9 protein-coding genes and 1 tRNA gene are annotated in these 14029 nt (G+C 67.1%); 4 read left to right on the top strand and 6 right to left on the bottom strand.

Annotated features, from left to right (window positions below; all coding sequences use genetic code 11):
• The first annotated feature begins 266 nt into the window (after window positions 1-266).
• Window positions 267-2162: an N-acyl-D-amino-acid deacylase family protein gene (locus HLH27_RS12115; protein ID WP_182950300.1), complete on the top strand. Its 1896-nt coding sequence runs from the start codon at window positions 267-269 to the stop codon at window positions 2160-2162.
• Between the two features lie 24 nt (window positions 2163-2186).
• Here HLH27_RS12115 and HLH27_RS12110 read toward each other — a convergent pair whose 3' ends face one another.
• Entirely contained in the window at window positions 2187-3221 is a 1035-nt protein-coding gene (locus HLH27_RS12110) for a sensor histidine kinase (RefSeq protein WP_182950299.1), read from the bottom strand.
• A gap of 187 nt (window positions 3222-3408) precedes the next feature.
• On the bottom strand, window positions 3409-6243 hold the full coding sequence (locus HLH27_RS12105) for a glycosyltransferase (protein WP_182950298.1): 2835 nt from the start codon (window positions 6241-6243) through the stop codon (window positions 3409-3411).
• Between the two features lie 199 nt (window positions 6244-6442).
• Between HLH27_RS12105 and HLH27_RS12100 the strand changes: the two genes are divergently transcribed.
• Window positions 6443-7789 (top strand): calcium-binding protein, encoded by a 1347-nt coding sequence (locus HLH27_RS12100; protein ID WP_182950297.1) that lies wholly within the window; start codon window positions 6443-6445, stop codon window positions 7787-7789.
• Window positions 7790-7798: 9 nt separating this feature from the next.
• Complete coding sequence (locus HLH27_RS12095) at window positions 7799-10519, top strand: glycosyltransferase (RefSeq protein ID WP_182950296.1); 2721 nt, start codon at window positions 7799-7801, stop codon at window positions 10517-10519.
• On the opposite strand, the gene HLH27_RS12090 is transcribed toward HLH27_RS12095, so the two are convergent.
• Complete coding sequence (locus HLH27_RS12090) at window positions 10428-11348, bottom strand: rhamnan synthesis F family protein (protein WP_182950295.1); 921 nt, start codon at window positions 11346-11348, stop codon at window positions 10428-10430. The two genes, HLH27_RS12095 and HLH27_RS12090, sit on opposite strands and share 92 nt — an antisense overlap.
• 247 nt (window positions 11349-11595) lie before the next feature.
• Between HLH27_RS12090 and HLH27_RS12085 the strand changes: the two genes are divergently transcribed.
• On the top strand, window positions 11596-11865 hold the full coding sequence (locus tag HLH27_RS12085) for an HU family DNA-binding protein (protein WP_182950294.1): 270 nt from the start codon (window positions 11596-11598) through the stop codon (window positions 11863-11865).
• Between the two features lie 440 nt (window positions 11866-12305).
• On the opposite strand, the gene HLH27_RS12080 is transcribed toward HLH27_RS12085, so the two are convergent.
• From HLH27_RS12080 to proC, 3 genes are all read right to left on the bottom strand, one after another.
• Window positions 12306-12380 (bottom strand) — tRNA-Gln (locus HLH27_RS12080).
• Window positions 12381-12456: 76 nt separating this feature from the next.
• The gene (locus tag HLH27_RS12075; protein WP_246375858.1) at window positions 12457-13107 is read right to left on the bottom strand and encodes a TetR family transcriptional regulator; all 651 of its coding nucleotides are present in this window, start codon (window positions 13105-13107) and stop codon (window positions 12457-12459) included.
• Between the two features lie 104 nt (window positions 13108-13211).
• Window positions 13212-14000 (bottom strand): pyrroline-5-carboxylate reductase, encoded by a 789-nt coding sequence (gene proC / locus HLH27_RS12070; RefSeq protein WP_275943912.1) that lies wholly within the window; start codon window positions 13998-14000, stop codon window positions 13212-13214.
• Between the last annotated feature and the right edge of the window lie 29 nt (window positions 14001-14029).

Genomic DNA, 14029 nt, shown 5'->3' with positions numbered 1-14029 from the left:
TTTTATCATGGGCGCGGTCTGGGGGAGTATCCGGGGGGATGTTTTGCCGATGCGATTGCGATTCATTTTTCGGTAATACTGTTCAAAGAACGAGTTGATTGATTTTTTCTTGATTTGTTGCCATGGTGGAATGGCATTCGCGGCAGATTGTCTGGAACTTGTCTGGTACCGTGTTGTTATGACCAGACAGGCGGAGCGGCTGCGCATGCATCTTGTCCGGTGATATGGTCCCTTTGTGTGTCCGGGGCTCGCCTCTGGAGACGCGTATGGCAGATTTCGTTTATCGCAACGGCGTTTTTTTCGATGGGTCCGGGGCGGATCCGGTTCTTTCCGATCTGGCGGTGAAGGATGGCAGGATCGCCGCCGTCGGGCCGCATCTTGAGGTCGATCCTGATACTGTCGAGATCGATTGCCGTGGGTTGTGGCTGATGCCGGGGCTGCTGGATATCCACACGCATCTCGATCTGGAAGTGGAACTGGCTCCCGAATTGCCGGAAGTAGTGCGCCACGGCACCACGACGGTCGTGATGAGCAATTGCTCGATCGGCGTGGCCTATGGCCATCAGCGCCGCGAGGGGGAAGACCCGATCGTGGATTGCTTCGCGCGGGTCGAGAACATGCCCAAGCCCGTGCTGCGCCGGGTGGCGGATGCCTGCACATGGACGGATTCGCAGGGATATCTCGATCATCTGGAGAGTCTTCCCCTCGGCCCCAATGTCGTGCCGATGATTCCGCATTCCATGCTCCGGATCGAGGTCATGGGCCTGAACGGGTCGGTGGCCGGGCCGCCTGCGCCGCAGGAGCTGGACCGGATGGAGCAGTTGCTGGAAGCGGGGATGGCGCAGGGCTATGCGGGGTTTTCGACGGATGCGCTGCCGTTTCACTTTCTTGCGAACGCGCCGAACAAGAAGAAAAGAATCCCGACGCAATATGCGGGTTTTCGAGAACTGGCGCGGCTGACGGAGATCGTGCGCCGTCATGGCCGGGTCTGGCAGGCGACGCCCGCCAAGGACGATATCCTGGCTGCTGTCCGCAGTTTCATGCTGACCAGCGGCCGTCTTTACGGACGGCCGCTCAGGACGACCGTGCTGGCGGCGCTTGACCTGCAGACCAGCCGGTCGGCCATGCATCTCTGCCTGCTGCTCTCCTCGATCCTGAACTCCCGGCTGTTTAAGGGGATGCTGCGGTTCCAGGCCCTGTCGTCGTCTTTCCGGATCTGGAGTGACGGGGCCATCAACCCGCTGGCGGACGAAATTCCGGCGTTCCGGGCGCTCAATGAACGGGAGCTGGAGGACCGGGATGGGCGGATGCGGATCCTGAACGATCCCGCATGGGTCGCATCCTTTCGCAAGATGTGGCTTGGGGGGAAGGGCGGGTGGTCGGTGGACCGGCTGCGGCGGCACCTGCGCTGCGAGAAGATCGTGCTGAGCCGGCGGCTGGACGACATGGTGGTTGCCGAATGCCCGCTGCCGCACTGGGTGGGGGAAAGCCTCGAGGCGCCCTATCGCCGGCTTCTGGCCTTCCAAGCGGCCAATGGCCGCTTTCCGCATGCCCGTGATGCCGAGGCGGGCTTCTTCTCGGGCTTTCCCGACCCGATCGGGGACGATGCGGCCTTTCTGCTGCATCTGCTGCGCGAATGGGATACGGACCTGCGCTGGGAGACGACCATTGCCAACCGCAATCCGGCGACGCTGGGGAGATTGCTGTTTCACGACCAGACCTTGCCGGGATTCAACGATAGCGGTGCCCATCTGGCCAATATCGGATTTTATGACGGCAACCTGCGGACGCTGAAGATCGCGCAGCGGGACGGGTTGCGGCAGGTGGCCCGTGCCGTGCATCGGCTGACCGGGCTTCCGGCGGATTTTTTCGGCATCCATGCAGGGCTGGCGCGGGTGGGCGCGCAGGCGGATCTCTGCGTCATCGATCCTGTGGCGCTGGAACGGTGGAATCCGGAAGAGACATATCATTTCGTCCATCGGAGCCAGCTTGGGTGCCGGCAGGTCGTCAATCGTCCATGCGGTGTGGTGCGGAGCGTGATGATCGGCGGCAAGATCGTATGGGCGGGCGACCGGTATGCCGACGCATTCGGGACCCGCGCCTATGGGCGCGTGATGCGGGCGAAGGATCACCCGCTGGAGAGGCAGTTGTACGGGCCGTGACGTGTTACCGCCGCGCCCTGTCGGTCATGAGGGGGCGCCGGGCGTGGGGGACGGGTGGGTGATGACGATGCGGGTGCCGGGCGCGGCATCGACGATGTCGAGCGTGGCGTCGAGATGCCGGGCCAGGGCCTTGATGATGTTGGTGCCCAGTCCGACTACCCGCTTTGCCGAAAGGGGGAGCATGCCGATGCCGTCATCGGCGACCGAGAGTGTCCAGCCCGACGGGCCTGACCGGTAGCCGACCCGGATCGTGCCCTTTCGCTGATCGGGAAACGCATGTTTGAGCGCGTTGATCACGAGTTCGGTGACGATCAGGCCCAGGCTGACCGAGATGTCGGCGCTGGTGGTGTCGGGATCGGCGTCGACGATCAGGGAGATCTCGTCCGGGTCCTGGATCATCGAGGCGCCGATGCTTCGGCACAGATCGGTGAAATAGGTCTGCAGTTCCACATGGGTATCGCCCGATGCGGCCAGCTGTTTTTGCAGGGCAGCTATGGACATCACCCGGTGATGCGCGTCGCGTAGATGGGTCCGGCTTTCCTCGGACTGCACGCGGCGGGCGCTCTGCATGAGGACGCTTGCGATGATCTGGAGGCTGTTGGCGACGCGATGCTGCAATTCCTGGAGCAGGATTTCCTTTTCGCGAAGCATGGCCTGCCTGTGTCGTTCCGCCAGGCGTGCGTCGGTGATGTCCGTGACCGCGACCATCAGGCGGATATTCCCGGGATCGCCATAGTCGAGATTGCGGATGTGGAAGACGAGGCGGCGGGTTTCCTGCCCCTGGCGCCTGAGGTCCATCTCGTAGGCATCGACGGCGGCGCGGCCCGATGCCGTTGCCGCCAGCAGGGAGGCGAGCTGCGGCACGTTCCATTCGCCCTGTCCCAGCGACACCAGGGGGTGGCCGACCACCTTTGCGGGGTCGAGGCCGAAGGCATTGCAGAAGCACCCGCTGGCGGAAATCACCGCCAGATGGCCGTCGAGCAGCAGGACGGGGGTATTGGAGGCAGCCACGAGGGCCAGGGTGAGATTGTCTGCCGTGCTGGGAGCGGGTTCCGACATAACCGATTGCCTCCCCACTGTCAGAGGTTCGCGGGGCGAAAACCTCTTCCTGACGCGGCACGGCGAAGTTTCCGGGCTCTCGATCGCGAGGGCAGGATCATCGTCGGTGTGCTTCTAGCACGGGCGAAGCCCGGATACGCAGACAATTCTGGCGGCGGAGGGCTGGATTCCCGCTGGGGGCCTCTGCTCATGCGCGGTTTCTCGCATCCGGCGCGGTCAGGCGTATCCAGGGATGGCGGGCGCGCAGCCATGCGACCACGCGCTGCTTGTGGGTCGTCCGTTCGGTGACGCTGTCGGTCATGGCGGCGTTGTGGACGCGGTATTCGGCCAGGATCTCGGGGACGTGCGTGCCGGCGATGCCCAGCTCGGCCAGGGTGCACCACAGATCGTAATCCTCCCACCCCATCGCGTCGCGGCGCACGTAATAGCCGCCGGCCGCCGCCCAGGCCCATTTGGCCACCATCGCCATGGCATCGACGACATTGCCGCCGACCAGCCGCCCCGGGTGCCACGGGAGATCGCCCATCACGCCGTCGGCCCGGCCGAAGCGGCGGATGATCGGGTAGGCGAAGCCGGCATCGTCGCGCTGGATGGCATCCAGCAAGCGGGCGCAGGCATCGGGCAGCAGGCGGTTGTCGGCATCGAGCTGCATGACATAGCGGGTTTCGGCGGCGGCCATGCCGATATTGCGCGCGCCGCCCAGCCCGGCATTGCAGCACGCGCGCAGCAGCAGCAGGCGGTTGAAGCGGTCGCCGTGCCGGGCCATCCACCCGCTGACCAAGGCCACCGTGTCGTCGGTCGAGGCGTCGTCGACCACGATCAGGTCCAGCGGTGCGAGCGTCTGGCGGCGGACCGAGTCCAGGGCCTCGATAATGTGGTCGGCATATTGCCAGGCGGTGATGACGATGCTGACCGCCGCGTCCTGCAACTGGTCCTGATGCAGCAGCGTCTCGCTGTCGTGGATGGTCGGCACCGCGCGGACGCGGGCGCTGCCCTGTGCCAGCGCCAGAGCGCCGGCCTGCGCGGTGATGGGGCCGCCTGCCAGGCCCTTGATCGTCAGCTCCATGAGGGCGGCCTGGCGTTGGGGGCCGTATTCCCACAGGACCGTATGCAGCGCGTCGCGGGCCATGCGGGCGCGCAGGGGGGGATCGTCCACCAGCCGGAGCAGCGCCTCTGCCCATTCCGCGTCGCTGTCGGCCAGCAGGCCGGTGACGCCGTCGCGGATCGCCGCGCGGAAGGGGGCGGTGGGGGAGGCGACGGTGCAGACGCCGGCCAGCGCGGCCTCGAAGAATTTCAGTTCGCTCTTGGCCTCGCAGAACGGATTGCCGGTTTCCAGCGGTGCGATCGCGATGTCCAGCCGGGCCAGTTCGTCGGGCAGGGCGTCCAGGTTCACCATGTCGCGCCATTCGATCCGGGCCGCGTTTGCGTGCAGGGTGGGGAATTCCTCGGTCAGCAGCAGCGGGCGGCCGCCGCCCGGTTCGCGGAACAGGACCAGCCGGACCTCGGGTCGCTGCGCCATGACCGCCAGCAGGCCCGGCAGGACGCGGGCGAAATCGCGCTGGTGGGTGCGCGACCCGGTGGCGTAGCCGATCCGCACCAGCCCGTCGGGCGGCGTGGCCGCGCGGCGGCGGGCGGCGTGGCGGGAGCGTTTCAGCGTGGACTGGTCGTGGATGTTCGGCAGGATTGCCGTCAGCGGGGTGAAGGGGCGCATCCGGTCGCCCAGGGCCTGCGTGGTGGCGATGCCGAGGTCGCAGCGCTGGAGCGTGCGCTGCATGTCGTCGTACATGCGCTCGATCCGCGCCACGGGGGCAGGGCTGCTGCGGATGCCGTCGATCAGGTCGGTCCGGGCCAGTTCGGGCTCGAACACGAGATCGTCGGCGTCGAAGGCCAGCAGGGCGCCGCGGGCGCGCGCCATGCGGATCAGCGTGTCGACATGGCCGCTATATTCCACGCGCCACAGCACGACCAGGTCGGCCCAGAGCATGTCGTCGGGGGTGATGGCGGCGCAGTCGCGGGATCGGGTGTCGTAGCCGGCCTGGCGGCAGGCGGCTGCGTTGCGGTCGACGCGATAGACCGTTCCCGGGGTTGCCGGCTCGCCGGAGATGAACAGCACCGTGCGGATGGGGAGGCGGGCGCGTGGGGGTGCGGGCGGGGGTGGTTCCGCCTGTAGGGTGTGGCGGCGTACCAGCAGGCGGGCCAGCCGGGCCCGCAGAGTAGGTGTGGGGGTGGGTGCCGGGGCGGCTGGTGTTGTGGCGGGGTTGGTGGGCGGTGTGGCGGCGGGTGCCGCGCGCTGGTTTCGTTCCAGCCGCAATTCCATCGTGTCCAGCCGGGCGCGGCTGAGGGCGGCGCGGGTCTGTGCCAGTTCGGCCCGGGTATCGGCGAGCGTGCGCCGGGTTGCCCAATGCGTGCCGATGGCGGCGAAGCGGTTGGCCAGGTTGGCGGCCACGCTGTCCCCTCCGCTCGGGCCCAGCGCGCTGCACAGCGCGGCGAGAGGGTTGGCGCGCCCGGTGGCCGGTGTCGGGGCGGGCAGGGCCAGTGTCAGCCCCCGGCCCAGGGGCAGGGTTGCCGCGGGGACCTCGGCCAGCCAGCGGGACCATGCGTCGTGCTGGTCGGCTGTGTGATCCAGCCCGTACAGCAGGATTGCGCCGTGCGGTGACAGAAGCGGGACCAGATGGGCCGGCGTGTGGTCGCCCGTGCCTGTCGGGGGAAGGGCCAGCCATAGCAGGTCGCAGGTGCCCCGAAGCATTCGTGTCGGGGTGGTGTGGATCGTCAGGGGCAGGCGCAGGCGGTGGGCCTGGTCGTGCAGGAAGGCGCGCATTGCGGGGCGGTCGGGGAACAGGCCGACATGGTGTGGGCGGGCGAGGGTGACGATCCAGCCCAGGAAGGGTAGCACCATCGTGATGGCGGGATCGGGGTCCAGATCGGGAGGGGCGACGAAATAGGGATCGAGCGCGTCGCATCCCAGCAGTTCGGGGCCGCCCGGCAGCGGGTGGAGGAGGGGGTGCCAGTCGTCTGCGTCCATCGGAATGTCGCGCGTCCCTCTTGCGGTGATCGACGATTTTTCGATCCTGCACGACAGGATGTTAATATTTTGGGAAGGTCTCCACGCTTACATGGTTCCGTCATTCCGGGCGGGCATCGTCATGCGATGCGGCTCCGGATCGGTGCGTAATGGCTGATGGCATGTCGTCGTCCGGCCAGGCAATGTCGGGGAGCGGGCTGTGGCGATTGTAACCGTGATGGGTGCCACGGGCACCAACGTGAACGTGACGGTCGATGGCGGCGATACGCTTGCCCTGGCCAATGCCTATGCGAAGACCCTGCGGGAGAGCGCCGCGGGAAAGAATTTTTCCACCCTGCAGAACGGGTTCAACTCGGCCAGTGTCGGCAGTTCGGTCGGGATGATCACGGTCGGCGGCGCCTATGCGCTGGATGGGGCTTACGTCAACATCGTGGCCGGTGCGCTTTCGGGTGCGTCGGATGCCGTGCTGACGGTGCCGGTGGCCATCGATGCGCATGAGGTCACGACGCCGGTGGATGCGATCTCCGGCACGCTGGGGGGCACGACCTTTCTGGGCGGAGCGGCCGGGGGGAGCTTTCTGGCGACGGCCGGCGACAATGTCTTTATCGGTGGTAGCGGCAATTTTACCATCGACATGGGCGCGGGCAACGATCTGGTCGTGACCGATGGCGGCAGCGATACCGTCGATGCCGGAAGCGGGCAGAACCGGATCTTCCTTGGCAATGGAACGAATTCCGTCGATTCGATGGGGACGGATACCATTATCGGCACGCTCGGCACGCAGTCGGTGACGATCAATGCCGGGAGTTCGCTGGTCCTGCTGGGAGAGAATGCGACCGTCGTCGACAATGCCGCGCGCAGCATCGTCTCGGTGGGGGGCGGCAGCACCGTGTCGGGCGGGGCGCAGGACCAGGTGGCGTTTACCGGGGCGTCGGGCACGATCAGCGGTGCGGTATCGGATACGATTTCCGCCGCCGGAGATCTTGAGGTTTCCCAAGGTGTCGGCAATACGATCAGCGTGACCGGCAGCCTGACCTTCCTGAACGGCACGGGCATGACGAGCGTGGTGGCGGGGCAATCCACCATCTTCGGCGCGGCCGGGCTGACCATGACGCTGGGGGCCTCCGGCCCCACCCTGTTCGTGGCCAATACGGGGAACGAGACCCTGGACGGCGCGCTGGCAAGCAACCCGCTGCATGCCTTTGCGGATGGCGGCAGCGTGACCTTTGTCGGCGGGACGGGCAACGATACGCTGGTGGGCGGCACCGGCAGCGCGACGATGACGGGTGGTGGCGGCGACAATCTGTTCGCCTTTACCAAGGGGGCCAGCAGCGGTGGGGACAATGTCATCACCGATTTCGGCAGTGCGGCGGGGAACATGGTCGCGCTGTATCAATATGGCTACCAGAACGGCAACGGATTGCAGGGGGTGCTGTCCGCCGCCACCGTTTCGGGCGGCAACAGCACGATCCAGCTGAACGACAGCACGCGGATCACGTTCGTCGGGGTTACGGACCTGAAGGCCAGCGATTTTACCCTGAGCTGATCGCGGCGCATGGACGGTTCCGCCTCCGGCCTGCCTTTTTCCGGCGACACTGCCCTCGAGCAGGCCGGGGTGCGGTTGCAGGCCGCGCGCGCGGCGGATCTGCGGGCGGAACTGGACCAGTTGCGCCACCTGATGGCGGTGCAGGACCGGGCGCTGTCCGGTCGTTTTCTGCGTGTGGCGCGGATGGTCCGTGCGGTGATGCGGGGGCGCGATCCGTTCGGCCGGCCGTTGACGGAAGCGACGGTGCGCCTGTGGGCCAGGATCGGGCGTGACGGAGTTGGGCCGGCCCTGGCCTATGTCGGGCGGGCTGTTTTTCCGCGTGGGGAGATTGCCTCTCCAGGTGGGGCGCGGGGGGGCGACGAGGCCCTGCCGGTAGCGCCGGCCGGCTGGACGCCCATGATCCTGGTCATTGCGGAACTCAGCCTGTCCCAATGTGCGAAATATCGTGTCTGGCAGCGGGTCGAGCAGATGCGGATGCTGGGCTGGGACTGCCGGGTGGTGGATTGGCGCCATACGGAAGAGGCGCTTGGTGCGCTGCAATTCTGTACCGGCGTGGTGTTCTATCGCGTGCCGGCCTTTGCATCGGTGCAGGGGATGCTGGACGAGGTGCGCCGGCTGGCCGTTCCGAGCTGGTGGGAAGTCGACGACCTGATCTTCGATCGGGATCTTTATGCCCGGAACGGCAATCTTGCGATGCTGTCGAAGCAGGAGCGCGGGCGGCTGCTGTTCGGGGCAGGGTTGTTTCGTGCCTGCATGCTGGGGTGTGGCCGAGGCATTGCGTCCACGCCCGTCCTGGCACAGGCGATGCGGGATGCCGGCGTGGCGGACGTCGCGGTGATCGACAATGCGCTGGATGCGGAAACGCTGGATGCGGCGGGAGCTGTTCTTGCGTCCCGGTCGCCGCGTGTCGACGATGAGGGAGCGCCCGTCATCGTGATCTACGGGTCGGGGACGCGCACGCATGATGCCGATTTTCTGATGGCGGCGCCTGGGCTGGTTGCGGCGATGGCGGAAGATGCGCGGCTGGTCCTGTGGATTGTGGGAGAGCTGGCATTACCTCCTTGCCTGCTTGCGATGGGAGAGCGGGTGGTGGTTCTGCCCGGCCGGCCCTATGCGGAATATCTGGCGTTGATGGCGCGGGCAGATATTGCGATTGCGCCGCTGGAAGACAGCGTCTTCAATGATGCCAAGAGCAATATCAAATATCTGGAAGCGGCTGCCGTGGGTGTGCCGCTGGTCTGTTCGCCCCGGCGGGCGTTTGCCGATGTGATCGTCGATGGGCAGACCGGGTTGTTGGCCGCGACCGACGCGGCGTGGACGCGCGCGTTGCTGGTCCTGGCGGCGGATGGGGCGCTGCGGCGCGCCATGGGGGAGCGCGCGCGCGCCGATGTCGCGGTGCGCTATGCCCCCGCGCTGGTGGCCGAGACGCAGGTGCGGGCGGTGTTCGGTGCGCCGCCGCCCGTCGTGCGGGATGGGCGGCTGAGGGTCCTGTGCGTGAATGTCTATTACCCGCCAAGGGCTTTCGGTGGGGCCACGCATGTCGCCGTGGAGATGGTCGAGCGGTTGCGGGCCAGCGGGCGGGCCGAGCTGTCGGTCTTTACCACGCGCCCGGGGGACGCACACGATCCGGACCGGCCGGCCGCCGCGATGCGCTATACCCATGGCGGCGTGCCCGTGGTGGCGGTCGATCTGCCTGCCACGGCCGACCCGATCATAATGTTTCATCATCCTGCCGCCACGGTACTGTTCGAACAGCATGTGGCGGCGTTTCGTCCCGATGTGGTGCATCTGCATGCGACGCAGGGGCTCGGGGTGGGGCTGGTCGACGTGTGCAGGGCGCGGGGCATCCCCTATGTCATCACGCTGCATGATGCGTGGTGGGTGTGCGAGCGGCAGTTCATGGTGCGCAGGGATGGGCGTTTCTGCGGGCAGAAGCGGATCGACCTGCGGGCCTGCCGGCGCTGCTGCCCCGAGGCGCGCCATCTGGAGGATCGCGCGGTGCTGGCGGGGGCCGCGCTGCGCGATGCGGCGCTGCTGCTCAGTCCGAGCGTCGCGCATCGCGATCTGCATCTGGCCAATGGTGTCGATCCGGCGCGGATCGTTGTGCATCGCAACGGGTTTCGCTGGCCTGTCACGCGCCGGGCGCGCCGCCCGGAGGGGGTGCCGTTGCGCTTCGGTTATGTCGGAGGTGTGGAGGCGGTGAAGGGCTATCCGCTGGTGCGTGCGGCGTTCGAGGCGCTAGAGCGGGGGGACTGGAGTCTGCGGCTGGTCGACAACAAGACAATGCTGGGCATGAAGACGATCGATGTCGGCGACTGGCGGACGCGGGGCACGGTCGAGGTGGTGCCGGCCTATGATTACCGCACGATCGATGCCTTTTTCGATTCGATCGACATCTTGCTGTTTCCGTCCGGCTGGCCCGAGAGCTATGGCCTGACGGTGCGCGAGGCCCTGGCCCGCGATGTGTGGGTGATTGCGTCGGCGCCGGGCGGGCAGGCGGAGGATATCGTGGCGGGCGTGAACGGCACGCTGATCGGGCTGGCGGCCGAGCCGGGGGAACTGGTGGCGGCCGTGACGGCGCTTCTGGACCGGCCGGACCGGCTGGTGGGCCATGTCAATCCCTGCAAGAGCCAGCTTGTTACCTGGCAACAGCAGGCGGCGACATTGCTGGAACTGTTGCAGGGCGTCGCCGGGTCATGGCCCGCAGGATTGCCGGCCGGTCGCGGCTGATCAGCAGGAACAGCAGGCGGCTCTTCCATCCGGCCACGCAGGTGCCTGCGGGCCGGCCGCGCAAGGCGTCGTCGATCCACGCGGCCGGAAAATGATCGCGCGTCGCCAGCAGATCGCGCCACGCTCCGGTCCAGCCGATTCCGCATGGATTGTCGCGCAGGAGTTCGACCTTGATGAAGGGGGTGTCGGGCGAGCGCGCGATCGACAGCCAGTCGACATGCATCGGGTTGGCGGGAACGAGGCGGCGCGGCCCCCGTGCCGTGTCGGCCCAGGCCGCGGCGGCGCGCAGGCCAGCCGCGCGGATGGCAGTCCCCAGGCCCAGTTCGCCGTGCAGGATGATTTCCTGTTTGGTCATCTCGGCAAAGGGCTGGGCCAGGACGCGGCGGATCGCCGGGTGGGCGAGCGCGTCGGCGCCGAAGCACAGGAACCATGATTGCAGGTGCCAGACCGGTGCGCGGGATTCGACCAGGCCCCAGACATCGGCGGGACGTGCCATCATCCGCTCCAGGATCGGGGCCAGCGGATGCAGCGGGCCGAAGACGCTGTCATTGGCAAGCACGACCCGATCGGCGCCCTGGGCGCAGCCGGCCGCCAGGAGATCCTGCCATGCCCCGAAATCCATGCCGCGATTGGGGCGCAGATGCGGAACGATGCCGCGAGCGGTGCAGAAGCGGGCGATGTCGGACGACAGGGTGCGGACGCCCGAGAGCGCAAGATGGACCGTCATGCCGCTGGCGGCGAGTTCGCCCAGGTAATGGCGGACATGTGGGGGCAGCAGGCCTGCCGGATGGTACTGGGCGAACAGGCAGGTGATGCGGGGCCGGGTCATCGGGCAAAAAGCGGTGCGGGTCCGTTATCTTTTATCGCCGCTTGTCCAGTTTTCCGCGAAATCGGGCAGTTTCGGGAAGGGGTGGCTATTTCGCTGTTCATGTCAGCAAGAATCTCCATGCATCGAAGAATTTTGTGGCATAAGATTTAACAGCGCGCTAAAAGCCGCGACCGCTGTTTCGGAGCGTCGCTGCGGTCCGGCCCGTCGCGACTGTATTTCCAGGACCTGGCAGGAGAAGAGAGAACACATGAGCAAAGCCTTCATTGCAGCCGTCATTCAGGATTCGATCGATTGCACGGGGGTCGCCGCCAACCAGGCCGCGTCCGACCTGATCACCGCGATCGTCAAGGAACTGAAGAAGGAAGGCGGTTTCACCCTGCCGTCTTTCGGGACGTTCACGGTCAAGAAGACCAAGGCGCGCAAGGCGCTGAACCCCCGCACCGGCGAGCCCGTGAAGGTGAAGGCCGGCAAGACCGTTCGTTTCAAGGCCAGTCCGAACCTGAAGAAGGCGGTCTGACACGCCCGTTGCCACGGCCGCCTGGCGGCCGTGGCGCACGCCCGTGGGACGGGTGTGGAAAGATCCGCTTTCTCTGTTAGGTCGGAGGGAGCGTGCCGCTTCCGTTCTTCGGATGGCCGGTATCGACGCGATTGTCGCGTTATCAGTGCCGGAAAAGGCTGTGCGTTCGGTCCGTCAGGGTCGAGGCCGGAAATCTCGGGCCCCTGTCTTCCTGATCGCGAAATTCTGATATTCGGGGCCACTGGCTGCCCGTTGCGGATGGGCTGTGCGTGTCGGATGACGATGCGATCGGGTAATGAAAATCTTCATTACCGTGCTTCTATTACCGTGCTTCTTTTCGAAATCAATATGAAAAGGGTGCGTGACGCCGGTGGGGCGGCATGGCCTGTCGGCCCGCGTCTCTTCTGTCGAGGGGGAGCGGTGTCATCGGATTGTCGGCCTGGCTGGGGCGGGAGGACTCGAACCTCCGAATGGCGGAATCAAAATCCGCTGCCTTACCACTTGGCTACGCCCCACTGGACCGGATCGCGTCGGCCACGCCCTTCTAGAGGGAAGGACGGGGCCGCGTAAAGGGGGTTCTGTGCCGGGCGGTCAGAGTTGGTCGGGCAGGGGGTCGAGCGGCAGGTCGATCGACGGATCGATCGGCTCCACGGCCTGTTCGACCTCCGGCGTGGCGGTGCCGCGCCGCGTCAGCATCGTGCCCAGGCGGCCGGCGCGGTCCAGAGCCTGGTCGAGGGCCGCCATGGTGCGGGACATGTCCTCGCTGTCGTCGCGTTTCCACGCCCGCATCGTGTAGGCCCAGACGCCGATCAGGCCCTGGAGGCGCAGGGCGCCGAGGGGGCCTGAGATGTCGAGGCCGGCGGCGCCCGCCATCCAGCGCATGCTCTCTGCCGTCGTGGCGCCCAGGAACAGGGCCAGCGCGGGGTCGAACGGCAGGGCGCGCATGACCGCGCGCACGCCCTCGCGATATTGCTGCAGGACGTCGAAGCGGCGCATCAGCACGTCGAACAGCCGTTCCCGCACGTCGCCGGTGCTGCCGTCATCGACCAGGGCCGATTCGTCGGCCAGGCGGCCCAGCTTCAGCAGGATGGCGGTCTTGACCGGAAAGCGGCGCCGGGCCTCGTCCAGCGGAACGCCGGCGTCGCGCGCGGCGTCGACGACGGTCAGCCGTCCCCAACCGTAAAGTGCGGCACGCTCCATGGCGGCGCGAAGCAGGGCATCGTCGAACTGATCGTTATCCATAAGCTTTCTGACGGTCATCTGGTCTGTGGCCCGATCCGGCCGATCCGGAAGGCTTGGTTTGTATTGCGGTTAAATTACGGCGCAACCGCGTGCAAGTTCATCGGTCAGGATGCAAGTTCGCGCGCGCGGCGGGCTGCGGCGGCGACGGCCTGCTCCATCGTTGCCGGCCAGGCCGGGGGGGCCATCAGGATATCCAGCGCCTGCTGGGTGGTGCCGCCGGGGCTGGTGACGCGGCGGCGGAGGTCCGCCGCGTCGAGGCCCGACTGTTCCATCAGCGCGCCGGCGCCCGAGACGGTGCGCCGGGCGATTCGCCGGGCCAGGTCGGCGGGCAGGCCCTGGGCGATGCCGGCCTGTTCCATCAGTTCGGCCAGAAGGAAGACATAGGCCGGGCCGCTGCCCGAGACGGCGGTGACGGCGTCGATCTGTGCCTCGTCATCCACCCAGGCCACGTCGCCGACCGCCGAGAGAAGGCGCGTGCACAGGGCCCGGTCGGCCTCGGTCGCGGAAGGTGGTGCAAAGCAGACGGTCATGCCCTGGCCGACCGCGCTGGGGGTGTTGGGCATGGCGCGGATGACGGTGGCGCTCGGGGTGCCGGCTGCCGCGAGGGCTGCGGTCAGGCCGCCGACCGTCTTGCCCGCCATGACCGACAGAACCGGCGCATGGCGGGCGAAACGCGCGATGGAGGGCAGGATATCGGCCGCCTTCTGCGGTTTCGTCGCCAGGATGACCAGCGCCGGAGCGAAATCGTCCGGCAGGTCGGAGGCCTGCCGGACCACGCGGTGCGGGGCCGGGATATCGTCGCGGTGGCGGTCGAGGATGACGGACGGGGCGAGCCCGTCCGCCAGCCAGCCGGTCAGCATGGCCCCGCCCATCTGCCCGCATCCGACGAGCAGAAGGGGGGGGAGGGAGCCGGCTTGCGCCC

The organism is Gluconacetobacter takamatsuzukensis (assembly GCF_014174275.1).
Taxonomy (GTDB): domain Bacteria; phylum Pseudomonadota; class Alphaproteobacteria; order Acetobacterales; family Acetobacteraceae; genus Gluconacetobacter; species Gluconacetobacter takamatsuzukensis.
The sequence above is the reverse complement of the archived record's forward strand: the minus strand, read 5'-3'. Positions and strand labels throughout refer to the sequence as shown.